24 protein-coding genes are annotated in these 26,796 nt (G+C 37.2%); 15 read left to right on the top strand and 9 right to left on the bottom strand.

Features of this window, described 5'->3' with window-relative positions:
- Positions 1-168: 168 nt before the first annotated feature.
- Positions 169-1,863 (top strand): glycoside hydrolase family 13 protein, encoded by a 1,695-nt coding sequence (locus IWC72_RS12020; RefSeq protein WP_194529915.1) that lies wholly within the window; start codon positions 169-171, stop codon positions 1,861-1,863.
- Here IWC72_RS12020 and IWC72_RS12015 read toward each other — a convergent pair.
- Positions 1,848-3,173 carry an NAD(P)/FAD-dependent oxidoreductase gene (locus IWC72_RS12015; RefSeq protein WP_194529914.1) on the bottom strand — a complete coding sequence of 442 codons (1,326 nt, stop codon included), beginning with the start codon at positions 3,171-3,173 and terminating at the stop codon, positions 1,848-1,850. The two genes, IWC72_RS12020 and IWC72_RS12015, sit on opposite strands and share 16 nt — an antisense overlap.
- A 320-nt stretch (positions 3,174-3,493) precedes the next feature.
- Here IWC72_RS12015 and IWC72_RS12010 point away from each other — a divergent pair, with 320 nt between their 5' ends.
- Positions 3,494-3,988 (top strand): RNA polymerase sigma factor, encoded by a 495-nt coding sequence (locus tag IWC72_RS12010; protein WP_194526437.1) that lies wholly within the window; start codon positions 3,494-3,496, stop codon positions 3,986-3,988.
- 9 nt (positions 3,989-3,997) lie between these two features.
- Positions 3,998-4,648 carry a hypothetical protein gene (locus IWC72_RS12005; protein WP_194526436.1) on the top strand — a complete coding sequence of 217 codons (651 nt, stop codon included), beginning with the start codon at positions 3,998-4,000 and terminating at the stop codon, positions 4,646-4,648.
- On the opposite strand, the gene IWC72_RS12000 is transcribed toward IWC72_RS12005, so the two are convergent.
- On the bottom strand, positions 4,645-5,460 hold the full coding sequence (locus IWC72_RS12000; RefSeq protein WP_194529913.1) for a lysophospholipid acyltransferase family protein: 816 nt from the start codon (positions 5,458-5,460) through the stop codon (positions 4,645-4,647). The two genes, IWC72_RS12005 and IWC72_RS12000, sit on opposite strands and share 4 nt — an antisense overlap.
- Before the next feature lie 25 nt (positions 5,461-5,485).
- The gene (locus IWC72_RS11995) at positions 5,486-6,130 is read right to left on the bottom strand and encodes an NUDIX hydrolase (RefSeq protein ID WP_194529912.1); all 645 of its coding nucleotides are present in this window, start codon (positions 6,128-6,130) and stop codon (positions 5,486-5,488) included.
- Here IWC72_RS11995 and IWC72_RS11990 point away from each other — a divergent pair.
- The gene (locus IWC72_RS11990; protein WP_194526433.1) at positions 6,129-6,845 is read left to right on the top strand and encodes a peptidylprolyl isomerase; all 717 of its coding nucleotides are present in this window, start codon (positions 6,129-6,131) and stop codon (positions 6,843-6,845) included. The two genes, IWC72_RS11995 and IWC72_RS11990, sit on opposite strands and share 2 nt — an antisense overlap.
- Positions 6,846-6,853: 8 nt before the next feature.
- Here IWC72_RS11990 and IWC72_RS11985 read toward each other — a convergent pair whose 3' ends face one another.
- Together IWC72_RS11985 and IWC72_RS11980 are read right to left on the bottom strand one after the other, a co-directional pair.
- Positions 6,854-7,471 (bottom strand): trimeric intracellular cation channel family protein, encoded by a 618-nt coding sequence (locus IWC72_RS11985; protein ID WP_194526432.1) that lies wholly within the window; start codon positions 7,469-7,471, stop codon positions 6,854-6,856.
- A gap of 75 nt (positions 7,472-7,546) precedes the next feature.
- Positions 7,547-8,263: an RDD family protein gene (locus IWC72_RS11980; protein ID WP_194529911.1), complete on the bottom strand. Its 717-nt coding sequence runs from the start codon at positions 8,261-8,263 to the stop codon at positions 7,547-7,549.
- A 32-nt stretch (positions 8,264-8,295) separates the two neighbouring features.
- Here IWC72_RS11980 and IWC72_RS11975 point away from each other — a divergent pair, with 32 nt between their 5' ends.
- The 11 genes from IWC72_RS11975 (at position 8,296) to IWC72_RS11925 (ending at position 20,720) form a co-directional block, all read left to right on the top strand.
- Positions 8,296-9,255 (top strand): stage II sporulation protein M, encoded by a 960-nt coding sequence (locus IWC72_RS11975; protein WP_194529910.1) that lies wholly within the window; start codon positions 8,296-8,298, stop codon positions 9,253-9,255.
- Entirely contained in the window at positions 9,252-10,124 is an 873-nt protein-coding gene (locus IWC72_RS11970) for a hypothetical protein (protein ID WP_194529909.1), read from the top strand. Before IWC72_RS11975 ends, IWC72_RS11970 begins: the two co-directional genes overlap by 4 nt.
- A gap of 74 nt (positions 10,125-10,198) precedes the next feature.
- The gene (locus IWC72_RS11965; RefSeq protein WP_226979549.1) at positions 10,199-10,867 is read left to right on the top strand and encodes a DUF4129 domain-containing protein; all 669 of its coding nucleotides are present in this window, start codon (positions 10,199-10,201) and stop codon (positions 10,865-10,867) included.
- The gene (locus IWC72_RS11960) at positions 10,860-12,083 is read left to right on the top strand and encodes a DUF4350 domain-containing protein (protein ID WP_194529907.1); all 1,224 of its coding nucleotides are present in this window, start codon (positions 10,860-10,862) and stop codon (positions 12,081-12,083) included. Before IWC72_RS11965 ends, IWC72_RS11960 begins: the two co-directional genes overlap by 8 nt.
- The gene (locus IWC72_RS11955) at positions 12,073-13,071 is read left to right on the top strand and encodes an AAA family ATPase (protein WP_194529906.1); all 999 of its coding nucleotides are present in this window, start codon (positions 12,073-12,075) and stop codon (positions 13,069-13,071) included. Before IWC72_RS11960 ends, IWC72_RS11955 begins: the two co-directional genes overlap by 11 nt.
- Positions 13,072-13,073: 2 nt before the next feature.
- Positions 13,074-14,405 carry a DUF58 domain-containing protein gene (locus tag IWC72_RS11950; RefSeq protein WP_194529905.1) on the top strand — a complete coding sequence of 444 codons (1,332 nt, stop codon included), beginning with the start codon at positions 13,074-13,076 and terminating at the stop codon, positions 14,403-14,405.
- A 284-nt stretch (positions 14,406-14,689) separates the two neighbouring features.
- Entirely contained in the window at positions 14,690-15,223 is a 534-nt protein-coding gene (locus IWC72_RS11945) for a hypothetical protein (RefSeq protein ID WP_194529904.1), read from the top strand.
- Between the two features lie 138 nt (positions 15,224-15,361).
- Positions 15,362-16,381, top strand: coding sequence for a DUF3500 domain-containing protein (locus IWC72_RS11940; protein WP_194529903.1), 1,020 nt, complete (start codon positions 15,362-15,364; stop codon positions 16,379-16,381).
- 9 nt (positions 16,382-16,390) lie between these two features.
- A complete protein-coding gene (locus tag IWC72_RS11935; RefSeq protein ID WP_194529902.1) occupies positions 16,391-16,906 on the top strand; it encodes a DinB family protein in 516 nt (171 codons plus the stop codon).
- Between the two features lie 99 nt (positions 16,907-17,005).
- Complete coding sequence (locus IWC72_RS11930) at positions 17,006-17,239, top strand: putative signal transducing protein (RefSeq protein WP_194529901.1); 234 nt, start codon at positions 17,006-17,008, stop codon at positions 17,237-17,239.
- A 70-nt stretch (positions 17,240-17,309) separates the two neighbouring features.
- A complete protein-coding gene (locus IWC72_RS11925) occupies positions 17,310-20,720 on the top strand; it encodes a HEAT repeat domain-containing protein (protein ID WP_194529900.1) in 3,411 nt (1,136 codons plus the stop codon).
- Positions 20,721-20,781: 61 nt separating this feature from the next.
- Here the strand turns inward: IWC72_RS11925 and IWC72_RS11920 are convergent, their stop codons facing one another.
- The 4 genes from IWC72_RS11920 to IWC72_RS11905 form a co-directional block, all read right to left on the bottom strand.
- Positions 20,782-21,723 carry an NAD(P)H-dependent flavin oxidoreductase gene (locus IWC72_RS11920; protein ID WP_194529899.1) on the bottom strand — a complete coding sequence of 314 codons (942 nt, stop codon included), beginning with the start codon at positions 21,721-21,723 and terminating at the stop codon, positions 20,782-20,784.
- A 31-nt stretch (positions 21,724-21,754) separates the two neighbouring features.
- Complete coding sequence (gene mnmA / locus IWC72_RS11915) at positions 21,755-22,945, bottom strand: tRNA 2-thiouridine(34) synthase MnmA (protein WP_194529898.1); 1,191 nt, start codon at positions 22,943-22,945, stop codon at positions 21,755-21,757.
- Between the two features lie 257 nt (positions 22,946-23,202).
- The gene (yidC, locus tag IWC72_RS11910) at positions 23,203-25,056 is read right to left on the bottom strand and encodes a membrane protein insertase YidC (protein WP_194529897.1); all 1,854 of its coding nucleotides are present in this window, start codon (positions 25,054-25,056) and stop codon (positions 23,203-23,205) included.
- A gap of 119 nt (positions 25,057-25,175) precedes the next feature.
- Positions 25,176-26,792 (bottom strand): CTP synthase, encoded by a 1,617-nt coding sequence (locus IWC72_RS11905; protein WP_194529896.1) that lies wholly within the window; start codon positions 26,790-26,792, stop codon positions 25,176-25,178.
- Positions 26,793-26,796 lie beyond the last annotated feature (4 nt).

Raw genomic sequence — 26,796 nt, 5'->3', positions numbered from 1 at the left:
TTCTGATAAATTTAACTCTTTAATTAAACATCAAACTGCAACTCTAAGCTCACCAAAACTATTGTCCAAAGAAATTTATGAACCGAAAACGTTGTAGTTTCAACCCATATACCTTAACCGCTCTTTCTTTCATTTACTAATTCTATCTTTAAAACTAAATAGTTGAATATGAGCAATAGTTCCGAGCGAAAATGGTGGAAAGAAGGTGTTGTCTACCAGATATATCCAAGAAGTTTTCAAGACACTACAGGCAATGGAGTGGGCGATTTACAAGGAATAATCAAAAGACTGGACTACATACAAAGTCTGGGGGTAGACATTATTTGGCTTAACCCTGTTTATACCTCTCCAAATGACGATAACGGATACGATATTTCTAACTACAGAGATATTATGGCAGAGTTTGGTACCATGGCAGATATAGATGAGCTTATGGCAGAAATGAAGAAAAGGAACCTTCGTTTGGTAATGGACCTTGTGGTAAACCATAGTAGTGATGAACACCAATGGTTTATAGAATCTAGAAAATCTAGAGACAATCCTTATAGAGATTATTACCACTGGTGGCCCGCGGAAAAAGGTACACCTCCAAAACGTTTTAGCTATTTTGATATAGACAGTAATGCATGGAAATATGATAAGCCTACAGATGCCTACTATTTGCACTACTACTCTGGCAAGCAACCCGATCTAAAATGGGAAAACCCTAAAGTGCGCCAGGAGGTATATGACCTTATGACCTTTTGGTTCGATAAGGGTATAGACGGATTCCGTATGGACGTTATTTCTTCCATATCCAAAGACATTGACTATCCTGAGCTTCCCGTGAGGTATAATGGGGATTTCATCACCTATTACGCAGAAGGCCCGAATTTGCATGATTATTTACGAGAAATGAATCGAAAAGTTCTGAGTAAATATGATGTAATGACTGTTGGCGAAGCTCCCGGTGTTAGTAAAGACCAGGCTTTGAATTTTGTTGATGAAGACCGAAACGAACTAAATATGTTCTTTCATTTTGACCTTATGGGATTGGACAGAGAGCCTGGCGAAACTTTCAAAATGAGCCAGGAACCATGGAAACTGACGGAATTCAAAAAAATATTCTCTGACTGGGATGATACTTTTTCCCAAAAAGGGTGGGGAAGCCTGTATCTAAACAATCACGATTTTCCACGAAGTGTAAGCCGCTGGGGTAATGACTCTAAGGCCCATTGGAAAAACTCGGCAACTTTATTGCAGACCTTTTTACTTTCTATGCGGGGCACCCCATATTTTCTCTATGGTGAAGAAATAGGTATGACCAATATAAAGTTTGATAGTATTACAGATTACCAAGATATCAATACCCTAACACGTTATAAAAGCATCAAAAAAGCAGGTGGCGATTTAGAAGCTTTTATAAATGATGAAAAAAAAGCCGGAAGGGACAATGCCAGAACTCCAATGCAATGGAACACGGATATTAATTCAGGCTTTTCAGAAGAAAAATCATGGCTTAAAGTAAACGAAAATTTTAAGGAAGGAATTAACGTTGCCCAACAAGAAGCGGAAACGGATTCCGTTCTCAACTACTTTAGAAAAATGGTACAAGTACGTAAAGACTCTCTTGGACTCGTATATGGTTCATATCGTCTACTATTAAAGGACAACGAGAAGGTTTACGCCTATTTACGTACATGGGAAGAAGAGCGCTTTTTAGTGCTGTTAAACTTCTCCACGGAATTAAGTTTAGTAGACCTAGATGAAGTGCAGTTTAACCAAGCACAACTAGTTATTTCAAACGATACTGCTGAAAGTCACAAAACAGACCACAGTTTTGAACTTAACCCGTATCAAGCGGTAATTTATAAAGTCTTCTGATTGTCTTTAAATAAAGAATAATCGCGTTGGTAGGGACGTATGATCAATCGTGCCTCCCTATCAAAACGCACGTAATTATACACCCAATTTACGAATACCACTACTCTATTTCTGAAACCTATTAAAAAGAAGAGATGAACGAACATCCAAACAAACCAGGCAAAAACACCTTGAAATCTATAATTTTTTAAATCTACTACGGCCTTATTTCTGCCTACTGTGGCCATAGTTCCTTTGTCCTTATACACAAACGGTTTCATGGTTTCTTTACGCACCAATCGCAACAAATTATCACCTAAATTACGCCCTTGCTGAATAGCAGGTTGCGCCATCATTGGATGACCACGCGGCGTATCTTCGGTCTGTATACATGCAATATCACCAATAGCAAAAATAGCATCTTGACCCAAAACTTGATTAAATTCATTTACTTTAAGGCGGTTACCCGGAACTAAAAACTCTTCAGCATCCAAACCACCAATAGGCACACCTTTTACACCAGCGGCCCAGACTAGGGTTGCTGCCTCAAAGACAAGCTCTGTCTTGGTGCTTGCCGTTTTGCCATCATAGCTAACAACACGTGTGTTTTTCCAAATATTTACACCTAGACTCTCTAGAAAATCTTCGGCTTTTTTAGACGCATTATCACTCATTCCCTTTAAAATCTGATCACCAGACTGAATTAAATTAATTTGTGCCCTGCGCGTATCTAAATCTGGATAATCCTTGGGAAGTATCCCTTTTTTAATTTCCGCTAAAGCACCTGCCAACTCCACACCAGTAGGTCCTCCACCAACAATAACAAAGTTCATTAGGGCATCACGCTCATGAAGGTCATCCGTTAACAGAGCTTGTTCAAAATTTTCAAGAATAAGACTTCTAAGGTTCAAGGATTGCGGTATACTTTTCATGGCCATACCATTGGCCTCTATCTCTGTATTACCAAAAAAGTTGGTTGTAGAACCTGCTGCAATTACCAAATAATCATACCCTAATTTACCAATATTGGTGGTAACTGTTTTTGATTGAGGTTCTACATTTTGTACTTCTGCCAAACGAAAGAAAAAATTGTTGTAATCCTGTAATATCTTTCTAATAGGGTATGCTATAGAATCTGGCTCAAGGCCACCTGTAGAAACCTGATACAATAGTGGCTGAAACGTATGGTAATTGTTCTTATCCAGAAGTACTACTTGCACTTCTTTTTTACTCAATTTTTTCGCTAAAGCTACCCCTCCAAAACCACCTCCAACAATTACAATTCTTGGTAAGCTAGATTTTGGTAAGTTAAGTGCATCTGTATCTGACATGGACTAAAAAATATGGGCAAAATTAAACATTCATTGTGTACCCCAACCGATAAACTATAGGTTTTATTATATTTAAGCCATTCAAAATGTAAGAAAATTCATTGTTTTGTGAATTTTACCTGTATTTTAAAGTGTAAGACACTTATAAAGCAAAAGCAATTCAAGACATTTCTTCGATTTATAAAATTATAATCTACTGAAAATCAATATAATTAAAATATATCAGCTCATAATTTCATATTTATTCTCAACTCATTTAAAATATGTCTGTAACAATTAATCCTTTTGGGCTACTTATAGTCTAACAACCTACCACCTGCGTGAATAACGAACTGGAACATCAATTTGTGACGGAACTTGAGAACAATCAAAACATTGTTCACAAGGTCTGTACATTGTATACCAATGATAGAGATTCGCACAACGACCTGTTTCAAGAAATTACAATTCAGCTCTGGAAAGCGTACCCAAAATTTAGGGGCGAATCTAAGTTTAGCACGTGGATGTACCGAGTAGCACTGAATACAGCAATTACACTGTATAGAAAATCTAAGCGACGTGTTCAGACACAAGATTATGAGTCGGTAATTTTTAAAATAAAAGCCGACGAATATGATGTTACGCAAGAAGAGCAGTTAAAACTCATGTACAAGGCCGTAAAACAATTGGGCGATATAGATAAAGCCCTTGTGTTTTTATACCTAGAAGATAAAGATTACAGAGAAATTAGTGAAACACTGGGTATTACCGAAGTAAATGCACGTGTGAAGATGAACAGGATCAAAACAAAATTAAGAACCATATTGAATCCTTAAGGAGCTGAGATGATGGATGAACTGGAACTTTTAAAGAAAGATTGGCAAAAGAAGGGAGATCAACTTCCTAAATTGACCTATACGGATATACATAAAATGACATGGAAAAAATCATCATCCATAGTCAAATGGATTTTGATAATCAGCATTTTAGAAATAGCACTACCTAACCTTTTGTACTTAATACCTTCCTTTAGAAAAAGTATGAGTATCTACGAAAATACTATTGTAGATCAATACTTTTTAGGTATGACCGTCATTTACTATCTGGTGGTATTTTATTTTGTGTATCTATTTTACAAGCGATACAAAGAAATTTCAGTATTGGATAGTGCCAAAAGTCTAATGCGAAAAATCATTAGGACGAGAAGAACTGTTAAATATTATGTCATATTTTCATTATCCACCATTCTGGTATTCATAGCCATAGTCATTATAGGTATTTACCTAAATGATAGTTTTATGGACAATTTTACGGAAATGGCCGGCGATGAAAAAGGTGTTTCGCCAGAAAAGTTAAAAACAACGTTAATGGTATCTATGGCCATTCTAGGTGTAGTTATGATAGCATTCTTTGGTGGTATTTACTTCCTGCTCTATGGTCTGCTTTTACGTAAACTAAAGAAAAACTATAAAGAGCTAAAGAAATTAGAAGTCTAGATTTTATGTCTATTGCGGTACCTACGAAGTTCGTTTTCCTCTTCGTAAGCCAATAAGTCTTTTTTAGAAATTACCTTTAAGAAAGATGGGTGCTGTTCAATAGCGTATTCAAGTTTTTCAATAATAGACTCAAAAGATTCATTCTCATAATCTATATCCAAAGGTTCTTTAATTACGATAGATTGAAGAATACCTTTTTTCTTGATACGGAGTCCTTTTTTATCAAACGAACGTCTAAAACCATCAATAACTACGGGAACTACAACAGGTTTATATTTTTTAATAATATGTGCAGTACCCTTTCTTAGTGGTTTCCACGGTGTAGTAGTTCCTTGGGGAAAAGTAATTACCCAACCATCATTAACAGCTTTTCCAATACTAGAAATATCACTCATTTTTACTTGCCGGTTGACATCTTTTCCTTCTGCACGCCAAGTTCGTTCTACACTTACAGAGCCTGCGTAAGCAAATATTTTGGTCAAGAGACTCTTTTTCATAGTCTCTGCAGCAGCAACATAATACATGTTCAACTTAGGATTCCATATATAACCTACATTCTTAATGTTATTGTCACGCCCTTTTAGACTTGCATTGAACACATGAAACATAGCAACCACATCTGCAAAATAAGTTTGGTGATTACTAACAAAAAGTACTTTCCTCTCCGGTAGTGACCGGATAATGTCTGACCCTTCTATTTCTAGACTATTAAAGCGCTTGTACCTAGAATGTGTAACTATCCCAATAAGGCGGATAAGCCACTTTTTTAGAAACAAGATATGTCCGAACGGATTTTCCTTAAATATACTCATAGGCGGTAAAAATACGAATTTACCCCTATAAAACCTGTCGTAACAAGGTCTTGATTTCACTTAGCATCATTCCTGTAGCTCCCCAAACCGTATAACCATTTAATTTAAAGGCAGGTACGGGAACATTTGATGCGTAGGAAGTAGTCATTTCTTCTATAAAAATGTTGCCATCATCCATAAAATCTACTAATGGAACCTCTACCAATTCCTCTACTTCAGTTTCTTGCAGTAAAAAAGGTTGCGGATTGGTATAAAGTCCCATAAAAGGATACACATTAAAATTACTAGGAGGAATGTAAATTTCAGTTAGTGATTTTACAACTTCTATTTCCTTGGGTTTTACCCCAACTTCTTCGTAAGTCTCCCGTAGCGCAGTGGCCATCATATTGGTATCATCAACCTCCACCTGTCCTCCTGGGAAACCTATTTGATTGGAGTGAACGTCTTTAGGATGGCTCTTTCGTAAAATGAGTAAAAGCCGAGTTAAATTTGCCTCATCCGGATAAAAAAGTGCCATAACTGCGGCCTTCTTCGTAATTTGAGGTTTTTCACGAGCCATTTTGAGCTCTTCTAACCTAAACTGAGGTGCCATTTTTAAATGTGAAGCCTCTCCCGGTAACGGCAGATTCTTTATTTTTGGGATTCGAATAGAGAAATCATCAAAATTCATGACAATCAGAAATTCTTTTATAGTAACAATATTACCACTTATTTTTCTTGCTGCTTGCGGCGAAAGTCCTAAAGAAAAGCAAAAATCTATTGTACAAGAGGAAGTCAAAAAGGATTCTGTTCAGATAGATTCTTCTGAAATAAAAAAAGAAGAAAAAGAAAAATTTGTACTGACCGAAGAAAATGCCATCGACTTTTTCTTTGAATATCAAAAAGACTTAAAAGCAGATAAAGTAAAGATTACCACACGATTTGGGAGTTTTACGGTTCAGCTTTTTGACAACGTACCTTACCACAAAGCCAATTTTATCTATTTAACCCGAAAAGGCTATTTTAATGAGACCCAGTTTCACCGTGTGGTAAAGAATTTCATAATTCAGGGCGGTAATTCAGATGACAGAAAAACAGGTAGGAAACGAAGTGAAATAGGCCGTTACCTATTACCTCCTGACACACGTAAAGGTCACAAACATCACAGAGGCGTTATATCAATGCCCAGTAGTGAAATTGATAATCCGCATATGCTGGCATCACCATATGAGTTTTTTATTGTAGTGACCAAACCAGGATCTTATCATCTAGATGGTGAGTTTACACCTTTTGGAAAGGTAATAGAAGGTATGGACGTAGTAGATAAAATAAACAGTGTAAAAATAGGTGAAGGCGATTGGCCATCGCAGAACATCTACATTCAAAAAGCAGAAGTCATTGAATAAAAAACCTTTTAAGCGTCTATTTTCTTGTAAATATTGGGTAAAGCTATATTAAATTTCACAGCCAACAAACGGGTTACAATAATGATTAAGATGGCCGCTATATAAGCGTAAGCACCGTCTATGGGCAATAGTATCAATATAAAATAACTTGTTCCGCCCAAAATACATGCCGTAGCGTAAACTTCCTTTGTTCTGAATATTACCGGAATCTCATTACATAACATATCCCTTATAACACCTCCAAAACAAGCCGTAATAGTTCCCAAGGCAATACACATTACCGGTAATAGATCTACCGTCAATCCTTTTTCTATTCCCAACATGGTAAAAAGGCCAATACCAATGGTATCAAACAAAAACAACGTTCTCCTTAAATGTTTTAAATGTCTTGCAAAAATCACCGAAAAGACAACAGCACCAGCAATTACAGTTATATAGATAGGCTCACGCATCCACAATACGGGCGTGTTACCTATAAGCATATCTCGCAGCGTTCCACCTCCCACTGCTGTAACGAATGAAATAATAAAAATACCGAACAGGTCCAATTTTTTGTCCATTGCCACCAAGACCCCAGAAATAGCAAATGCTATCGTACCTAGAATATCAATTAAAAAATAAAACATGTTGAAAGGTTAATTTTGGGTTTAAAAAAAATCTACGCAGACTCTTAAAGTTTCAGAAACAGATATCTAGATGACTTAAAGTTCTTGGGTGTAGTAGCTATAATCCTTAATTATCCTATCTACAAAATCAATAGGCGCCATATCCGTAGTTATACTGGTAACTTTTTTAATTTGATCGCTCAAAGATACAATTACATTGTGATTTCCATTGCGTTTTGCAGCATCATAAAATTCTTTTATGGTCTGCATTTCACGATCCTTAAAAATAGTTACTTGTGAAAATTGAGGTTTATAATCTTGTGGCAAATCACGCAGTAACGTATCTTTTAGAGAAACATGTTTTTTTTCGCTAATTACGGTCGTTCCCGCAGCTATATCACCCACTCTTTGACCGTTACCTCTAATCAAAATTGTTAGCACGGCTACGCCACCTGTGGTAAGAACAACATCTATGATTCGTAAAATCCACCGTACAAAATAGCTAGAAAAACCAGGTTTTGAGCCATCTAGTTTCACTACGCGTATTTTCATTACAGTTTTACCTACAGTTTGCCCATCCATAAAGGTTTCCAAAAGCACATAGTATAAAAAAGCAGGTAAACTCGCCACCATATAAAGCGCCCACATATCGCCAAACTCTATGTCTAAAGAAAGTAACAATATTACCATTAGAATAGTGTAGGCTAAAATGATAAAACTATCCATTAGATAAGCTAACATACGATCTCCAAGATGAGCCGTATGCTGATTAATGGTTATATTTTGGGCTGTTTCTATTTGAAATTGTTCCATAGTTTCGTTTCTTTGGTATAAACCAAAAGTTAATGCGCGAAGCCGCCTTTGTAAAGCAAAATAAAGACAAATGGGCTACTTTTGAAAATGCCCTGACCAACAAAACGGCTTTGACCCCTGATAAATTGTCCGATCTCTATATTGAAATTACGGACCATTTAAGCTACGCCAAAACCTTTTACGCGGGCAGCAATACAGAGTTCTACCTAAATACCTTGGCCTCACAGGCACACCAAAAAATATACAAGACCAAACGGGAACCTAAAAACCGCATTCTAGAATTCTGGAAAACGGAATTTCCTACAATGTTCTTTCACCACCAACGCGAACTTTTAATTGCCTTTTTGGTCTTCTTCTTTTTTAGCTTAGTAGGTGCATTTTCATCTGCTAACGAAGGTACGTTTGTTCGTTCTATTTTAGGCGATGGCTATGTAAATATGACCTTAGAGAATATTGAAAAAGGAGACCCAATGGCTGTTTATAAGCAAATGGGAGAGTTTAATATGTTTTTGGGTATCACCATTAACAACATTAGGGTTGCATTAATGGCATTTGCCTACGGTATCTTATTAGGAATAGGAACGTTATTTGTAATGATGCAAAATGGAATTATGCTAGGCAGTTTCCAATATTTCTTCTACGAAAAAGGGTTACTTTGGGAATCCGTTCGTACCATTTGGATACACGGTACCATAGAAATATCGGTTATTATTATTGCCGGTTGCGCAGGACTTGTTCTTGCCAACGGCATTTTATTTCCTGGTACGTATACCCGACTTGAATCTTTTAAAAGAGGTGTTCAAAACGGACTAAAAATTATGCTGAGTACCGTTCCTTTTTTCATAATTGCCGGTTTTTTAGAAGGCTTTGTAACCCGCCATACTGAAATGCCAGATGCATTGGCTATTCTGATAATTACGGGTTCTTTGGCACTAATTCTATTTTACTACGTTATATATCCTAATCGACTAAACAAAAGACCTACACCATGAAGCAATTTATTGAGTTTAAAAAACAACGAGAGATGAGCCAGATTTTATCTGATACTTTCGGCTTCTTACGCAATGAATTTAAATCATTTTTTGGCGTGTTTTTTAAGATCATTGCCCCGTATTTGGTAGTTATGCTAATTAGTTATGGGTTTTACATGCTCCAGGTAGGCGATTTAATGAGTCTTAGTTTAGGAGGTTCGGGATCACTTATAAACGGCATGGCCGTTTTTATGATTGCACTTGTTTTTATAATTGCCACGGTAACCACATATGTTTTGGCGCAAGCCACTACTCTTTTCTATATTAAATCTTATATAAAAAATAATGGAACTATTGATTTTTCCGAAATCAAAGAAAATGTGTATGGTTCATTCTGGAAGTTCATTGGACTTGGTTTTTTAGTAGCTATCTGTGTTGGTTTTGGTTTTCTTTTCTGTCTTATCCCTGGTATATATTTGTATGTACCACTCGTCCTATCATTCAGTATTTTGGCTTTTGATGGCAAAGGGGTATCAGATGCTTTTAGTGATAGTTTTACTTTGGTAAAAGACTACTGGTGGGTAACCTTCGCTTCCCTTTTTGTAGTGGGCATTATTGTAATGGTGACCAGTTATGCATTTGCCTTACCAGCCACTATCTACACTTATGCTAAAATGGGAATACTTTCTGGCGAAATAGACGCCGAGAATTTCACTACAGCAGACCCAATTTCCATCATTTTAGGTATTATTAGCACACTTGCCCAATTTCTATTAAATATCATTTCTGTGGTTGCAAGTGTTCTGATTTACTTTGATTTGAATGAAAAAAAGAACTTTACAGGTACTTTTGAGCGCATAAAAAATCTAGGAGGAGACACCGAAGAATAAATATGCGGAAACTGCATTTTCTTTTACTACTTATTTTGTGTTGTGTTGGAATTACTTCTGCTCAACAAGATTCTTTGAGAATTGTATATGATACTGTGCCGCTTCAGGTGAAAACCATTAGCGAAGATGAACTGAACAAATTTTATGAAGATGATGCGTTTCAGTATGAAATTACAGAGGCCGAACGCACCTGGTGGGACGATTTTAAGAGTTGGCTCGCCAATATAATGCTCCGTCTTTTTGAAGGTATTTTTGGGGTTGATGAAGCTTCAGGTATTCTTGCTCTGGTGATTCGTATTTTTCCCTATATACTCTTGGGAATACTGATTTATATTCTCATTCGATTTTTTCTAAATATTAATGCCAGCTCGTTAAAACAAACTCAAAACAATACAGCTTTAGTTTCTTTATCCGAAGAAGAACATATTATTAAGAATGAAAATATTCATGACCTCATTAAACAAGCTCTTACCAAAAACGATTTTCGTTTAGCCGTACGTTATTCGTATTTGCATGTACTGAAATTAATGAGCGAGAAGGAATTGATTACTTGGAAACCGCAAAAAACCAATGACGATTATTTGCAAGAGATTTCAAAAACTAACCTCCAAAAACCATTTACAACAATCACTCGTTTATACGACTTTACTTGGTATGGCGATTTTCATATTTCTGAAGTAGAATATCAGAAAGCCAGGAAAGCTTTTTTATCCATAGAAAAAATAATTAACTCAAATGGATAAAAAGGGACTCCAATATATAATCATAGCCGTCGCTACCGTTGCGTTATTAATGGCGATGCAATACAACAGTCCTAAAGAAATAAACTGGACCAACTCCTATGTAGCCAAACACAAAATTCCTTACGGCACTTTTGTACTGAACGACGTAATGGATTATCTTTTTGAGAATAAAACACAACAAGTACATATACCTCCATTTGAATTTCTCAAAGCAAACGAAGATGCTTCTGGCACTTATTTTTTTGTAAATAACAACGTGAATTTTGGCGAATCAGAATTACATTCTCTTTTAGATTGGGTAGATAAAGGAAATACACTCTTCATTGCTTCTGAAAATTACGAAGAGCAACTTTTAGACACCCTTAAGCTAAATACTGCCACTCTTTTTAGCGGACTGAAAAATATACGTTCGCACAAACACAGATTGGTCAACCCGCAATTAGCATCTAAAGATGGTTACTTTTTTAACAAGGAAGACTATGTCACCTACTTCCAAGAGTTTAAAACGGATGCTATGACCATCTTGGGAACGGTAACCAATATAAATAAGACCAATACGGAAATAGAAAAAGAGCAAGTTAACAACGTAGTCAAAACTTCATTCGGCAAAGGAGAAATCATTTTAAGTACTTTTCCGAAAGCCTTTACCAACTATTTTATTTTAAAGGACAACAACAAACAGTACACGGCAGGCCTCCTATCTTATCTGGATGACTCTCAGACGATTTACATGGACAACCATCATAAAAGCGGCAAAGCTGTTTATACCTCGCCTATGTACGTCTTTTTAAATACAAAAGAATTTAAATGGGCGTACTATTTAGCTCTGATAGGGGTAGTGATTTACGTGTTTTTTGAAGGAAAACGGAAGCAGCGTGCCATACCTATCATAACTCCGCTTAAAAATCAAACACTGGCGTTTACCCGTACTATAGCTGACATGTATTTTGAAAAAGGTGAACGCAAGCAAATTACTGAACATAAGATTGCCCACTTTCTAGAATACATACGTTCACGATTTTATTTAAATACATTAAAAAAAGATGATGAGTTCTTCGGAAACCTTGCTTTACGAAGTAACCATAGCAAAGAAGAAGTTAAAACACTTTTTTCGTTAATAGAACAACTGGAAGCAAAAGATATTTTGACCGATACGGAGCTACAAAAGCTCAATACGGCAATAGAAAAATTTAAAAAGAAATCACATGGAAAATAATGAGATTCAAAATGAAGACCTCAACTTCAACAATCGTATTCCGTTAGAAGATTTAAAGAACGCCGTTAAGGATATAAAAAGAGAACTTTCTAAAGTTATTATTGGTCAAGAAAACTTTATTGAACTGCTTATTGTTTCCCTTTTAGTAGATGGGCATGTGCTTATTGAAGGCGTACCGGGCATTGCAAAAACAGTTACAGCAAAACTTTTTGCCCAAACCCTAAAGACGGATTTTAGTCGAATTCAATTCACTCCTGACCTTATGCCTAGCGATATTCTAGGAACCTCTATTTTCAATGTAAAAACGTCTGAGTTTGAGTATAAGAAAGGCCCCATTTTCTCAAACATTGTTTTAATTGATGAAATAAACAGAGCACCGGCAAAAACCCAAGCGGCCATGTTCGAAACCATGGAAGAACGTCAAGTCACCATGGATGGAACCACCTATAAAATGAAAGCGCCGTTTATGGTTTTGGCCACCCAGAACCCAATTGAACAAGAGGGCACTTACGCCCTGCCCGAAGCCCAGTTAGACCGGTTTCTATTCAAGATAAAGGTAGATTATCCTTCGGTAGAGGAAGAAATATTAATTATAAAAACGCATCACGAACGCAAAGGTGCCATAGCTAAAGAACTAATTAACGGCGTGCTAACCCCTGAACAATTAGTGAAGTATAAAGCCAATATTCAGGACGTGATAGTAGAAGAAAAGATAATAAAATATATTGCTGAGATTATTTCAAAAACAAGAAACCATCCGCATCTATATTTGGGAGGTTCACCAAGAGCTTCTATTGCCACCTTAAATGCGTCAAAAGCCTACGCAGCAATAAGCGGAAGAGATTTTGTAACCCCAGAAGACATTAAAAAAACACTTGTACCCATTCTTAACCACCGGGTAATTCTAACCCCGGAACGTGAGATGGAAGGCATGACCACAGAAAGTGTAATTCAAATGATAACAGAGTCGGTTGAAATACCGAGATAAGTATGCAGTTTCTAAAATCGTTCTACATACACAATGTTTTTTTTAGGTATATAGCTATACTTTCGGCCAGCTTTATCCTTAGCTACTGGATACCTGTACTCTACCCTATCGCTTGGCTTCTGAGTCTACTCTTAATTGCCCTGTTTTTGTTTGACACCTACCTTTTGTACGCAGCTAACAAAGGAATAATCGCTTCTAGAATTCTTCCTAAGAAATTGTCTAATAGCGACCTTAATCCTATTCTAATAAAGTTTGAAAGCCATTACGCATTTATAACACAAGTAGCGATTATAGATGAGCTTCCCGTTCAATTCCAAAAACGCGATTTTGAGCATAAAGCCAGTTTGTCAAAAGGCGATAAAAAAGAATTTAGTTATACCGTAAGGCCTATTGATCGCGGAGAATATGTTTTTGGTAATTTAATCGTTTTTGCATCATCGCCTTTAAAAATAGTAAAACGGAAATTTGTTTTTCAAAAAGACCAAATGGTACCGGTTTATCCTAGTATCATCCAAATGCAGCAATATGACTTTCTAGCCATAAATAACCGACTTACAGAAGTTGGATTAAAAAAAATACGCAGGATTGGGCACACTCAAGAATTTGAGCAGATAAAGGAATACGTACAAGGGGACGATTTTAGAACCGTTAATTGGAAAGCAACGGCCAAACAGAACCAATTGATGGTCAATCAATACCAAGATGAACGCTCGCAACCCATTTATTCCATTATTGATACTGGGCGAGTAATGAAAATGCCTTTCAATGAATTAAAATTGCTCGATTACGCAGTAAACTCTGCTTTGGCTTTTTCAAATGTTGCTTTAAAGCGAAATGATAAAACCGGAATGATTTCATTTTCAAAAAAAATAGAGTCGTTCGTGCCTGCCGTTCAAAAAATAACGCATTTAAATACCATTTTAGAAAAACTCTACAACATCAATACCGAATTTACTGATGCCGATTTCGGGATGCTTTACGCACATATAAAACGAAAGGTTAACCAAAGAAGTTTATTACTACTTTACACCAACTTTGAGCATATTTCAGCTTTAAAAAGGCAGCTTCCATTTTTGAGTGCTATTTCTAAAAAACATGTACTAGTTGTCATCTTCTTTGAAAACACAGAATTAGATACTTTGATTTCGAAAGATGCTGAAGATTTACAAACTATCTACCATAAGACCATCGCCGAAAAATTTACGTTAGAAAAGCGTCTGATGCAAAAAGAACTACAGAAATATGGCATTCAAACCATCTTGACGAAGCCAGAAAACCTCACCATGAATACCATCAATAAGTACCTAGAAATCAAAGCACGAGGACTTCTATAGTCACAATTGTTATCCATAAAAAATAAATCCAAAAAAAGTTTTCAACAAGTTATCACCAATGTTTTTGTTGATAACTTATAATTGGGTTCTCTAGTGATTCGCAACCCTAAATATTTCAAGCCTTCATCGATAAAAAGTTATTTTGATAACCCCTATTTATCGCTCACCTGCCGTTCAAACGTTCAAAAATATCGTCATAATTCTGTAAATTGCAGTCCCCTCGAGGTATTTAAAAATACCTCTCTAGAATAATCTAATAACGAACCAAACCTACCGGAACAGGAATGAAAAGTACGTCTCCTATTACTTCGAAATCGTCCACGTCTTTTTTGGATTTTCTTAAACCTGAACGAAAGTTTAAATTTAGACTTGTAGATTTTAAGGACAAAGATTACAAAACAGATTTACTTTTAAGTCAGACCAAATGTAATTTAGAAATAGTACCTAAGGGGATAATGGTCATAGGCAACTTTGATAATCACGATAGTATAATTCCTGTTTTAAAAGATGAAATAGAGTCTATTAGCCTTGTTCGTGGTAAGGAAACAATTGATACTTTTTATTTATCTCCCATGCATGTTTTAATGAAATTAGGTATACCTAACCGCATATCTAGCTTTTTTAAGGTCTACCCTTCCGAATATAAAATATCTGAAACTCAGATTACTATAAAATGTAAGGACTACCAACTAAAATTAATCACCCACGGCAATAATTTTGAAACCCTTTTACACTCCTTTAAGAGATCTGGATATTCAAAAGAGTTAGACCTTCTACGTAAACCCACTTTGAGTCTCTTAAACTATAGTGTCTATTAAATTTTATTTTAACCTAACAACAACTTCTAGTCACCATTACTACGGCTAATTAAAATTTAGTCCTAGACGTTCGGTAAATTTGATTATAGTTAACTACATTTAAAAGTTACCAGACTAATAGACTGTCAAACTTTTATAATGAGATTAAAAACCATATTTTTCTTTGTTACCTCTTTCTGTGTTTTCGCTACAGGGCAAGCACAAGAACTGCACGAATTGGCCCAAACTTTTCTAAATAGTCTAGATAGTAATCTCCTAGAAAAAGCGCAATTCAAACTCAATGATGACGAACGCTACAATTTTAACTATGTACCCATAGAGCGTAAAGGGCCTAGTTTTAATGATTTTAGCCCTCATCAAAAAGAAGCCGCCACCAATTTATTAAAAGCTTCATTAAGCCAAGATGGTTTTAACAAAGCATCTGAAATCATGGCGCTGGAAAACGTGCTAATTGTTCTAGAAAATAATGAAAAGAAAATGCCAGACGGCACTCCCATGCGAGATGCCCTGAACTACCATTTTACTATTTTTGGAAAACCAGCCAAAGGAGAATTTTGGGGTTGGCGGTTTGAAGGTCATCATGTATCCTTAAATTTTGTTGCTTCAGAAGGAACCCTAGTGTCTAGTACACCAACTTTTATGGGCTCCAATCCTGGTATAGTTCCCAGCGGCAAATTAGAAGGGAAACAGGTCCTTAAAAAAGAGACCGAAATAGGTTTTGAACTCCTCTACTCCCTTTCAAAAGAACAATTAACCCATGCCTTATTTTCTGATAAAGCTCCTTTTGAAATATTCACTCGTAACAATAGAACCGCAACTAACTTAGAACCCAAAGGAATTCTATTTTCCGACTTATCTGAAGAACAAAAAATTATTTTTCAAAAACTCCTAAACCTCTACTTAGACAATTACGAAGCTAAATTCTCCGAAGCTCTGAAGACCAAAATAGAGCAAGCAGATATAAACAAGCTCTCCTTTGCTTGGGCAGGGAGTTTAAAGCCTGGAAAAGGTCATTATTATCGCATTCAGGGGCCAACCCTTCTAATTGAATATGACAACACTCAAAACAACGCAAACCACGTACACACCGTAGTACGTGATTTAACCAATGATTTTGGAGAGGATATTTTAAAACAACATTACGACCACAGTCATTAATCAATTTGGATGAAAAACTCAAAACCCGAAGTCTGGCTCCGTGGCCCTCTTCCCAACATTCCTTTACTATTGCAACCTGCAGCACATGCTCTGTTGCAATCTTCGGAAGAAGTAGAACGTTACTTGTTGAATTTCCCAAAAGACCAATTATGGACAAAAATTGCAGGCCACGCTTCTGTAGGCTTCCATTTACAGCATATTACAGGTGTTCTTGATCGTATGATTACCTATGCCAAATCTGAGCCATTATCTGATTTACAATTTGATTATCTTTCTAAAGAAGGCCAACTTAATGATGGTATTACTACAACAGAGCTGGTAAAGGCATTTCAACACAAAGTAGAAGAGGCTTTATCTTTTTTCAAAACCCTTGACGAGGACACTTTAAAAGAAACCCGAACGGTAGGTAGGAAAAAACTACCGTCTACAACTTTAGGCCTTCTATTTCATGCAGCAGAACATAGTCAACGTCATGTAGGGCAATTATTAGTAACCATAAGCATCCTTACCCTTTCAAAAGATTAGACCATTTAAACCCTTTATTTATCTCATCAATAATAAATGCTTTAAGGTTCTTGAATTTTAAATAACATGCTAACTTTATATTGTTATAAAATTTACACTATGAAATCTAACTACGCAAAAATATACTCCGGAAATCGTTTTACAGCCCAACGAATAGAGGAAAAACTACTTGAAATAGGTATTGTCACGATTATGAAAGATGAATCCGAATCTGCCCGCTTAGCTGGTTTTGCTGCTAATATTAACGGTGAGCTTGAGGTTCACGTTCAAAAAGAAGAGGAAGAAAAGGCTATGATTATTGTAAGGGCAATATCTGCCCAACAAAAAGATTAGCAAGCATTGCCGTTCTGTATTCATTATTCCCTATTTTTATCGGCTGTATACCAATGAATATATAACAACAATGACAATCAATACCAAACTCGTTCAGTTTTTAACATTCTCACTCGTTTTTTCCCTTTTACTCTCTTGCGAATCAAAGCCTAAAAAACCAAAGGAAACTCCATTGGTTATAACTGAGGATTCACTTACGGAAGTAAGTAGAGCTAAAGAAATTCGCGAAAGCATAAGTCCAAAAGTCGCAGACGGACTAGAACTTACCCTCTGGGCTTCAGATTCCTTGGCACCTGACCCTATTGCCATGCAAATAGATGATAAAGGCAGGGTTTACCTTACACGTACCAATCGTCAGAAAAACTCGGAATTTGATATCCGCGGGCATCAAGATTGGATGACACCTTCAATTTCTCTTCAATCCGTAGAAGACCGCCGGGAATTTTTACATGAAACCTTTGCTCCGGAAAAGAGTGAAGAAAACGAATGGTTCCCTGACCTTAACGAAGATGGCAGCCATGATTGGAAAGACCTTACCGTAGAAAAAGATGAAATCTGGATGTTGGAAGACAGTAATAATAATGGTATTGCAGATAAATCTACCCGAATTCTTGAAGATTTTAATGACGAAATCACAGATGTTGCTGGTGCACTTTTAGTTCGTGAGAATGATGTATTTGTTGGCGTAGGCCCAGATATGTGGCGAATGACCGATACAAACGATGATTTAATTCTTGACGAAAAAACATCACTTGCACATGGTTTTTCCGTGCATATTGGTTTTGCAGCTCACGGAATGTCCGGTGCTATTGAAGGCCCTGATGGTAAGATATACTGGGGAATTGGAGATATTGGTGCTAACCTTACCACAGTAGATGGTCAGAATTTAAAGTATCCTAACCAAGGTGTTATTGTGCGTTCTAACCCTGACGGAAGTAGTTTTGAGGTATTTGCAAGAGGATTACGTAACACTCATGAATTTGTTTTTGATGCCTACGGTAATATTATTTCTTCTGATAACGATGGTGACCATGCTGGAGAAAGTGAAAGACTTGTGCACTTAGTAGATGGTTCCGATTCCGGATGGCGTTCCAACTGGCAGTATGGCAAATACACAGACCCAAAGAACAACGGATACAAGGTGTGGATGGATGAAAAATTGTTCACTCCACGTTGGGAGGGCCAGGCTGCCTATATTGTTCCTCCTATTAAAAATTTCCATAACGGACCAACGGGTATGACCTATAACCCAGGTACTGCTTTGGGTAAAGATTGGCTGAACAAATTCTTTTTAGTGGAATTTGTGGGTAACCCTGACCGTTCCAATATCTGGTCTTTTGACCTTACTCCCAAAGGGGCCTCTTTCGATTTAAAAACCGACACCAGTATTTTGAGTGGTGTTCTGCCAACGGGTATTCAATTTGGACCTGATGGAGCCATGTACCTTGCAGATTGGATTACGGGTTGGGGAACAAAGAACTACGGTCGTGTTTGGAAGTTAGATGTCAGCGATTCTAAAAACGACCTTGAAAAAGAGCGTCAGGAAACAAAACGCCTAATGACTTTGAACTATAAAAAGCAGTCCACGGAGGAATTGGTAAAATTACTTTCCTATGGCGACATGCGAATTAGAAAAAAAGCACAATTTCAGCTGGTTAAAAATGGTTCCAAAGGATATAAGGCTTTAAAAGAAGTATCCGCAAATAACGAAAGTCAGTTTGCTCGAATCCATGCCATTTGGGGTATTGGTCAGGTTGCCGATAAAGAAGCATCCAAAGCAGAACCCCTAGTTGCTCTATTAGCCGATAGCGACGCCGAGATAATTTCCCAGGCTGCTAAGGTTTTAGGCGATGTAAAATATACCGAAGCAGGTTCAAAATTGATTCCGCTTTTAAAGCATGACAATGCAAGAGTTAAGTTTTTTGCCGCCCAAGCATTGGGTAGATTTAAGATCGAAGTTGCGGTTCAGCCGTTATTGGACATGATTGTAGCGAACAATGATGAAGATGTTTATTTAAGACATGCCGCTGTATTGGCCCTGTCTCGAATTGGCAATACCGAGTCTATAACTACATTGGCCCACAACCCAAACAGAAGTCTTAGAATTGCCGCAGTGCTGGTTTTACGTAGACTTCAAGACCCTGCCGTTGCCGAATTCTTAAATGATGAGGATGAATATATTGTTACGGAAGCCGCAAGGGCCATTAATGATGATTGGTCTATTGAAGCCGCTTTACCTGCATTGGCCAATATGCTTACCGTAGAAAAATTTAACTCAGAGCCATTACTTCGTCGTGCTATAAATGCAGCGTTACGAGTTGGCGGAGATAAAGAATTGGAAAACCTTATTGCATTCGCAAAGGACAAAAATAGGTCTAACATACTACGGGGCGAAGCTCTTGCCACTATTGGTACTTGGGCAGAACCTTCCGTACTGGATCGTGTTGATGGGCGTTTTAGAGGGGAAATCAAAAGAGACCCAAATGTAGTTAAACAAAAAATAGAGAAAGACATTCCAAGTTTCATTGAAGATACGGATACGGATATCCTTATTGGTATTTCTAACACACTGGCCAATTTAGGAATAGACTCTCATAATGATGCGCTTTTTGCTGTAATGAAAAAACATAAGTCGGCTAAAGTCCGTTCTGAAATGCTGAAAGCCCTGGGGACGCTTAATTTTGATAAGATTGAAACTGCCATGCAGTATGGTATGAAAGATGGCGATAAAGATGTTCGTACTACGGCCATAAGTCTTATGCCTAAAATGGATATTTCAAAAGAGAATCTGCCGGGCATTGTTACTCCAATCTTCAAGAAAGGTTCGGTTCGTGAGCAACAACAGTTATTGAGTGTTTTAGGTGAATTGCCAATCGAAAAAAGTGGAGAGTTACTGGGAAGCTTAATTAAACAAGCTACTGCAGGCCGCTTGAATCAAAGTGTTATTCTAGATTTAATCGAAGCGGTTGAATCGACGGAAAATAAAGATTTAATAGCGCAACTTAAACCACTTAAAGAAAACGGAAACTCCGTAGAGGCTTTTAAAGAAACCTTAGTAGGCGGAAATTTCAGAGATGGTCGTAATGTATTCAATAAAAACCCAACGGCACAATGTACCCGGTGCCATGCGATTGGTAGCGCCGGTGGTGATGTAGGACCTTCTTTAGAGAACATAGGTAACATTCTTAGCCGCGAACAAATTCTAGAAGCGCTTATTGAGCCTAGCGCACGCTTAGCTCCTGGTTATGGAAGTGTTGTTCTTACTTTAAAAGATGGCTCTAAAGTAAGCGGTATACTAGAAGCTGAAACAGATGAGGAGATAACCCTAAAAACGGGAGAAGCAGAACCTTTGGACATTCATATTTCAAGAATAGAAAAACGCGAAAATATGCCTTCGGCTATGCCTCCAATGGGCCGTATGATATCCAAAAGAGAATTACGGAACTTAATAGAGTATCTTGCGAGTCTTAAAGAAGGTTAATAAATATCAACAAAAAATCCCTCCAAACGGAGGGATTTTTTTACTTTATAGCAGGTGGAAATTACAAAGAAGCAACTGCTTTTTTAGCCATTTCAAACTCGGCCATCATATCATTTATAATAGTTTCTGCAGGTTTTATTTCATGAATAAGTGACGCTACTTGACCAATTTCTAACTCACCTTCTTCCATATCACCTTCAAAAATCCCTTTTTTAGCACGTGCTCTTCCTAAAAGAGAAATCAATTCTTCTTTGGTAGCTCCATTGGCATACGCCTGCTGAACATCTTTATAGAATTTATTCTTTATGAGCCGCACTGGCGCCAGTTCTTTTAATGTAAGTTGGGTATCTCCTTCACCTACTTCTATTACTTTTTGTTTAAATAATAGATGAGACGATGCTTCATCACTAGCCACAAAACGACTGCCCACTTGTACTCCATCAGCACCTAAAATCATTGTAGCGAGCATTGTAGTACCAGTAGCAATTCCGCCTGCGGCAATTATGGGAATGTCTATTTTTTCTTTTACTGCAGGTATTAAAGTTAGCGTAGTGGTTTCGTCCCTTCCGTTATGACCTCCAGCTTCAAAACCTTCGGCTACAATAGCATCTACTCCAGCCTCCTGGGATTTTAAAGCAAACTTTAAACTACTGACCACGTGAACTACGGTAATCCCTTTTTCTTGCAAATAAGAAGTCCATGTTTTTGGGTTTCCAGCGGAGGTAAACACAATTTTAACCCCAAGGTCAATAATGATTTCCATGAGCTTGTCCAAATCAGGATAAAGCATAGGAACGTTTACTCCAAAAGGTTTATCCGTGGCCTGTTGACACTTTTGAATATGCTCGCGCAAAACCTGCGGATACATACTACCGGCACCTATTAGCCCCAAACCTCCTGCATTGGATACGGCGGAAGCCAGACGCCAGCCACTGGTCCATATCATACCCGCTTGTATAATTGGGTATTTTATTCCAAAGAGTTCTGTAATTCTATTTTGCATTGGTTTATATATTCATAACATAAACTATCCGCTACGAAATTACACCGGAGCCAATAAGCTCGTCACCTATGTACCAAGCCGCAAACTGGCCTTCCATAATCGCAGATTGTTTTTCTTCAAAATCTACATACAAACCACCTTCTACTTTATATATAGTAGCTTTTTCCAGCGGTTGGCGATATCTAATACGCGCCATTACCTCCAACGTTTCATCTTCTTTTAAAGCTAAATCGGTTCGTACCCAATGTAGTTCCGCATCCGTAATGAACAATGTTCTACGGTACAAACCGGGATGTAATTTACCCTGACCGGTGTAAATTACATTCTCATTTACATCAGTTTCAATAACGAACAATGGCTCTTTTGTTCCTCCTACATCCAGTCCTTTTCGTTGTCCTTTAGTAAAATAATGCGCTCCTTGGTGGTCACCCACAACTTTTCCATCTTCAACTTGATATACAGGCTTCTCTGAATAAAAAGATAACTCTTCTTGTTTGCTCTCAAATTGAGGTAATTCTCTTTGATATTGAGAAACATCAGAAGGCACCTCAACAATTACACCCTTTTTAGGTTTTAATTTTTGCTGAAGAAATTCAGGCAAACGTACTTTTCCAATAAAGCAAAGTCCCTGAGAATCCTTTTTATCGGCAGTAATTAAATTATTATCTGCAGCAATCTGCCGTACTTCAGGCTTATTTAAATGACCTATGGGAAATAGAGTTTTTGATAATTGCTCCTGTGAAAGCTGACAAAGAAAATAGGATTGGTCTTTGTTGCCATCCACACCTGCCAAAAGCTGATAGGTTTCCGTGCCGTCATCATTCTTGATAGTCCCTTTTCGACAATAGTGTCCTGTAGCTACGTAATCCGCTCCCAATTGCAGGGCTATATCCATAAAGACATCAAACTTGATCTCACGATTACAAAGCACGTCCGGATTAGGAGTTCTGCCCTTCTCATACTCGGCGAACATGTAATCTACGATCCGTTCTTTATATTGGACACTTAAATCTACGGTCTGAAACGGAATACCCAGTTTTTCAGCAACAATTAAAGCATCATTACTATCCTCTAACCACGGGCATTCTTCTGAAATAGTTACCGAGTCATCATGCCAATTCTTCATAAACAAGCCGATTACCTCATATCCTTGTTCTTTTAAAAGGTATGCGGTTACACTTGAATCCACTCCTCCTGAGAGGCCTACAACTACTTTTTTCATTATTCTAATTATTGCATACAAAAATACGAAAACTTGGTCAAGACTTTTCTATCTACCTTACATATGAAATGCATACATCATTATCACCTAAGTTAGCATACAAAAAAGAGCTCTTGACAACTCTCTTTTTTTTTAAGCTTGGTTAATCCGCATCTTTACAATCCCAAATCTTACCAAACCAAACTAACTAAATGCGAAAAACCCTGACAGACGTCAGGGTTTTTTTATTTTTAATAAGCTCTATTTTCTATAGATTCTTATTTTTTTCCTGTTTTCTTCTGCTCTTCAGCTTGCTCCATCATCTCGCGCATCTTCTTCTGGAATTTATTTTCCTTCTTGGGTTTTTTCTTATTCTCTTGTATCTGAGCATGAATCTTTTTATCATCAAGAATAAAATTCTTAATAACCAACATGATACCAATGGTAATCATATTCGATACAAAATAGTACAAACTCAATCCACTTGCATAGTTGTTGAAGAAAAACAACATCATAAGTGGCATTAAATACATGATAAATTTCATGTTAGGCATACCTGGCTGCTGAGGCATATTTTGCCCAGTAGTCATGGTCATATAAAAGAATATTGCAATAGATGCCAATATTGGAAACAGACTAACATGATCTCCGTAAAACGGAATATGAAATGGTAAGTTCGCTACCACATCATATGACGATAAATCATCTGCCCATAAAAATGACTTCTGACGTAAAGCGAAAGAAGTTGGAAAAAACATAAACAAGGCATAGAAAATAGGCATTTGCAACAAAGCAGGTACACAACCACTCATGGGGCTCACACCAGCTTTACCATAAAGCTTCATGGTTTCCTGCTGTTTTTTCATAGCATTATCCTTATACTTCTCTCCTAATTCTGCAATTTCGGGCTTTAACACCTTCATTTTTGCTTGAGACAAATATGACTTGTACGTTACAGGAGACATTGCTAATCTAACCAATACCGTCATTGCTACAATAGCCACACCAAATGGCAAGAAAGAGCTCAAAAAGGAATAGAAAGGTGTAAACAAATAACGGTTTAACCAACCAAAAATACCCCAGCCAAAAGGAATTGAATCATCAAGACCTAACTCTTTGTACTGGTTCAACACCTTTACATCTGTAGGCCCATAATACCAATGCATGTTCTGTGCTAATTCTCCTCCTGTTAATTCTAAAGGTATTTTCGCTCCAAATAATTTGGTGAATTTTGTATCCTTACTCTCTTCTTCAACAAGATTCTTAGAAGTAAGGTCCGCTGTTTTAAAGTTGTTTTTTCCAGCAAGAATAGAACTAAAGAAATGCTGTCTATAGGACAACCACTTTACATCTTCTTCTGCTTCTTCGTCATCACTAGTAAGTGATAGATAGCTTATCTTACCTTCATCGTGATTATAGGTAAGCTCTGTATATTTATTCTCGTATTCTACACTTTTATTATGTCGGATACCTTTTAAGTTCCATTCTAAATCTACTGGTCTAGTACCATCTATTATACCATTAAGACCTTGAGAACGAATAGTAAAATCTACAAGATAATTATCTTCCTTCATCTCATAACGGTACTCCAAAAAATTATTTGGGCCCGCTTTGGCTTTCATAGAAAGCACTGTATTACCATTACTTTCTGTTATAGATGGCTCAAAATAAAGGTCCTTGGTATTCAACACTCTATTATCCGAAGTAGTAAAATTTAAACCAAAAGAAGCATTACCATCATGTATCAGGTACACAGGTATAGAATCATAGGTATGATATTGCTTCATACGCGCCTCTACAATTTGCCCACCTTTATTACTTATGTCTAAAGAAAGAAGTTTATTCTCTAATTTGGTAATTTTGTCAGAGGGTTGTGTATATCCAAAAGCACCTATTTTACCTTGATAGTTAGCAACGGCCATAGAATCTTGAAGGTTAATTTCTGGAGACTGCGCTACATTTTCAGACGGCAAGGCTTCATTATTTTCCTCTTTTACAACCTGTTCTTGTTGTGCCTTTTCAGCAGCTAGCTCCTCTGGAGTAGGCTTATTCTGATAAAACATAAATATCAATATTCCGAAAATCAGCACAAAACCGATTATAGAATTTATATCTACTTTCTTTTCTTCCATCTAAATAATTGTTAGTAGACCGATTCCTTTTTAATCAAATCGGCCATGTACAAGGGTTTGATTCAGTCAATTAGCAAATATATGCCCAATTGACCAGATTATGCCAGAATGGCATTAGTTTATTGCTTTTTATGTTTTAATGCTGCCTTTACAAAGCCTATAAATAAGGGATGCGGACTAACCACCGTACTTTTGTATTCCGGGTGATATTGCACTCCTATAAACCAAGGATGCTCCGGTATTTCTACAATTTCTACTAGACCTGTTTCCTTATTTATTCCCGTTGCTTTTAAGCCTTGCTCTTCTAGTTGGTTTTTAAAGTCACTGTTAAACTCATAACGGTGACGGTGTCTTTCAGAAATATTATTAGCTCCTTTATAAACGTCCTTCACCAAACTACCTTCTATTAACTCACAGTCCCAAGCGCCCAAGCGCATAGTACCTCCTTTATTAGTGATAGTTTTTTGCTCTTCCATAAGGTTTATAACAGGATATGGCGTTTTTTCGTCCATTTCGGTTGAATTGGCGTCAGCAAGCCCCAGTACGTTCCGAGCATATTCAATTACCGCCATTTGCATGCCCAAACAAATACCCAAGAACGGAATATTGTTTTCACGTGCGTATTGTACGGCCTGTATTTTTCCTTCAATACCCCTTTCACCAAAACCAGGAGCAACGAGTATACCGTCTAAATCACTAAGTTTTTTCTCCAGACTTTTGCCCAGTAAATGTTCTGAGTGAATAGACTTAATATTTACACGAACTTCATTAACCGCTCCTGCATGGATGAAAGCCTCCAAGATAGATTTATAAGAATCTTGAAGCTCAACATACTTACCAATTAAGCCAATGTTTATCTCATTCTGAGGATTCTTGTGTTGATCAAGAAAGTCTTTCCATTGATCCAAATCAGGTTTTACAGTATCGGCCAAAGCCAATTTTTTAAGTACCACTGTATCCAAACCTTCTTCTTGCATTAACAACGGAACGTCATAAATGGTAGAAGCATCAATAGATTGTATAACTGCCTCACGCTTCACATTACAGAAAAGCGCTAATTTTTCTTTTATCTCATCGGAAATCTCATGCTCTGTTCTACAAACCAAAACATCTGCCTTGATACCGCTTTCCATTAACGTTTTAACGGAATGTTGTGTTGGTTTAGTTTTCAATTCCCCTGCGGCAGAAAGATAGGGCACCAATGTTAAATGAATGACGATACCATTATTATCTCCAAGCTCCCAAAGCAACTGCCTAACAGACTCTATATAAGGTAAAGACTCGATATCACCTACAGTCCCCCCTATTTCGGTAATTACAATATCATATTCACCACTATTGCCCAACAATTGAACACGACGCTTAATTTCATTTGTAATATGAGGTACAACTTGCACAGTCTTCCCCAGAAACTCTCCACGGCGTTCTTTTTCAATAACACTCTGGTAAATACGCCCAGTAGTTACATTGTTGGCCTGAGAGGTACGTACGTTCAAGAAACGTTCATAATGCCCTAGGTCCAAATCGGTCTCGGCCCCATCATCGGTTACATAGCATTCGCCATGTTCATAGGGGTTTAACGTACCTGGATCTACGTTGATATACGGGTCTAATTTTTGAATCGTTGTCTTATAGCCACGTGCCTGTAGCAATTTGGCGAGCGATGCGGCTATAATACCTTTCCCTAGAGAAGAAGTAACACCTCCCGTAACGAAAATATACTTTGTCTGCGACATATTG

Source organism: Zobellia roscoffensis (genome assembly GCF_015330165.1).
In the GTDB taxonomy this organism is placed as follows: Bacteria; Bacteroidota; Bacteroidia; order Flavobacteriales; family Flavobacteriaceae; genus Zobellia; species Zobellia roscoffensis.
The sequence above is the reverse complement of the archived record's forward strand: the minus strand, read 5'-3'. Positions and strand labels throughout refer to the sequence as shown.

What these genes read in the sequence shown, in the direction of transcription:
- IWC72_RS11935 (WP_194529902.1), top strand. Translation starts at nt 16,391, where the DNA reads ATGAAAAACTCAAAACCCGAAGTCTGGCTCCGTGGCCCTCTTCCCAAC.
- IWC72_RS11975 (WP_194529910.1), top strand. Translation starts at nt 8,296, where the DNA reads ATGCGCGAAGCCGCCTTTGTAAAGCAAAATAAAGACAAATGGGCTACT.
- IWC72_RS11925 (WP_194529900.1), top strand. Translation starts at nt 17,310, where the DNA reads ATGACAATCAATACCAAACTCGTTCAGTTTTTAACATTCTCACTCGTT.
- IWC72_RS11930 (WP_194529901.1), top strand. Translation starts at nt 17,006, where the DNA reads ATGAAATCTAACTACGCAAAAATATACTCCGGAAATCGTTTTACAGCC.
- IWC72_RS12015 (WP_194529914.1), bottom strand. Translation starts at nt 3,173, where the DNA reads ATGTCAGATACAGATGCACTTAACTTACCAAAATCTAGCTTACCAAGA.
- IWC72_RS12005 (WP_194526436.1), top strand. Translation starts at nt 3,998, where the DNA reads ATGATGGATGAACTGGAACTTTTAAAGAAAGATTGGCAAAAGAAGGGA.
- IWC72_RS11960 (WP_194529907.1), top strand. Translation starts at nt 10,860, where the DNA reads ATGGATAAAAAGGGACTCCAATATATAATCATAGCCGTCGCTACCGTT.
- IWC72_RS11920 (WP_194529899.1), bottom strand. Translation starts at nt 21,723, where the DNA reads ATGCAAAATAGAATTACAGAACTCTTTGGAATAAAATACCCAATTATA.
- IWC72_RS11905 (WP_194529896.1), bottom strand. Translation starts at nt 26,792, where the DNA reads ATGTCGCAGACAAAGTATATTTTCGTTACGGGAGGTGTTACTTCTTCT.
- IWC72_RS12020 (WP_194529915.1), top strand. Translation starts at nt 169, where the DNA reads ATGAGCAATAGTTCCGAGCGAAAATGGTGGAAAGAAGGTGTTGTCTAC.
- IWC72_RS11970 (WP_194529909.1), top strand. Translation starts at nt 9,252, where the DNA reads ATGAAGCAATTTATTGAGTTTAAAAAACAACGAGAGATGAGCCAGATT.
- IWC72_RS11955 (WP_194529906.1), top strand. Translation starts at nt 12,073, where the DNA reads ATGGAAAATAATGAGATTCAAAATGAAGACCTCAACTTCAACAATCGT.
- IWC72_RS11990 (WP_194526433.1), top strand. Translation starts at nt 6,129, where the DNA reads ATGACAATCAGAAATTCTTTTATAGTAACAATATTACCACTTATTTTT.
- IWC72_RS11950 (WP_194529905.1), top strand. Translation starts at nt 13,074, where the DNA reads ATGCAGTTTCTAAAATCGTTCTACATACACAATGTTTTTTTTAGGTAT.
- mnmA (WP_194529898.1), bottom strand. Translation starts at nt 22,945, where the DNA reads ATGAAAAAAGTAGTTGTAGGCCTCTCAGGAGGAGTGGATTCAAGTGTA.
- IWC72_RS11985 (WP_194526432.1), bottom strand. Translation starts at nt 7,471, where the DNA reads ATGTTTTATTTTTTAATTGATATTCTAGGTACGATAGCATTTGCTATT.
- IWC72_RS11995 (WP_194529912.1), bottom strand. Translation starts at nt 6,130, where the DNA reads ATGAATTTTGATGATTTCTCTATTCGAATCCCAAAAATAAAGAATCTG.
- IWC72_RS12000 (WP_194529913.1), bottom strand. Translation starts at nt 5,460, where the DNA reads ATGAGTATATTTAAGGAAAATCCGTTCGGACATATCTTGTTTCTAAAA.
- yidC (WP_194529897.1), bottom strand. Translation starts at nt 25,056, where the DNA reads ATGGAAGAAAAGAAAGTAGATATAAATTCTATAATCGGTTTTGTGCTG.
- IWC72_RS11945 (WP_194529904.1), top strand. Translation starts at nt 14,690, where the DNA reads ATGAAAAGTACGTCTCCTATTACTTCGAAATCGTCCACGTCTTTTTTG.
- IWC72_RS11940 (WP_194529903.1), top strand. Translation starts at nt 15,362, where the DNA reads ATGAGATTAAAAACCATATTTTTCTTTGTTACCTCTTTCTGTGTTTTC.
- IWC72_RS11980 (WP_194529911.1), bottom strand. Translation starts at nt 8,263, where the DNA reads ATGGAACAATTTCAAATAGAAACAGCCCAAAATATAACCATTAATCAG.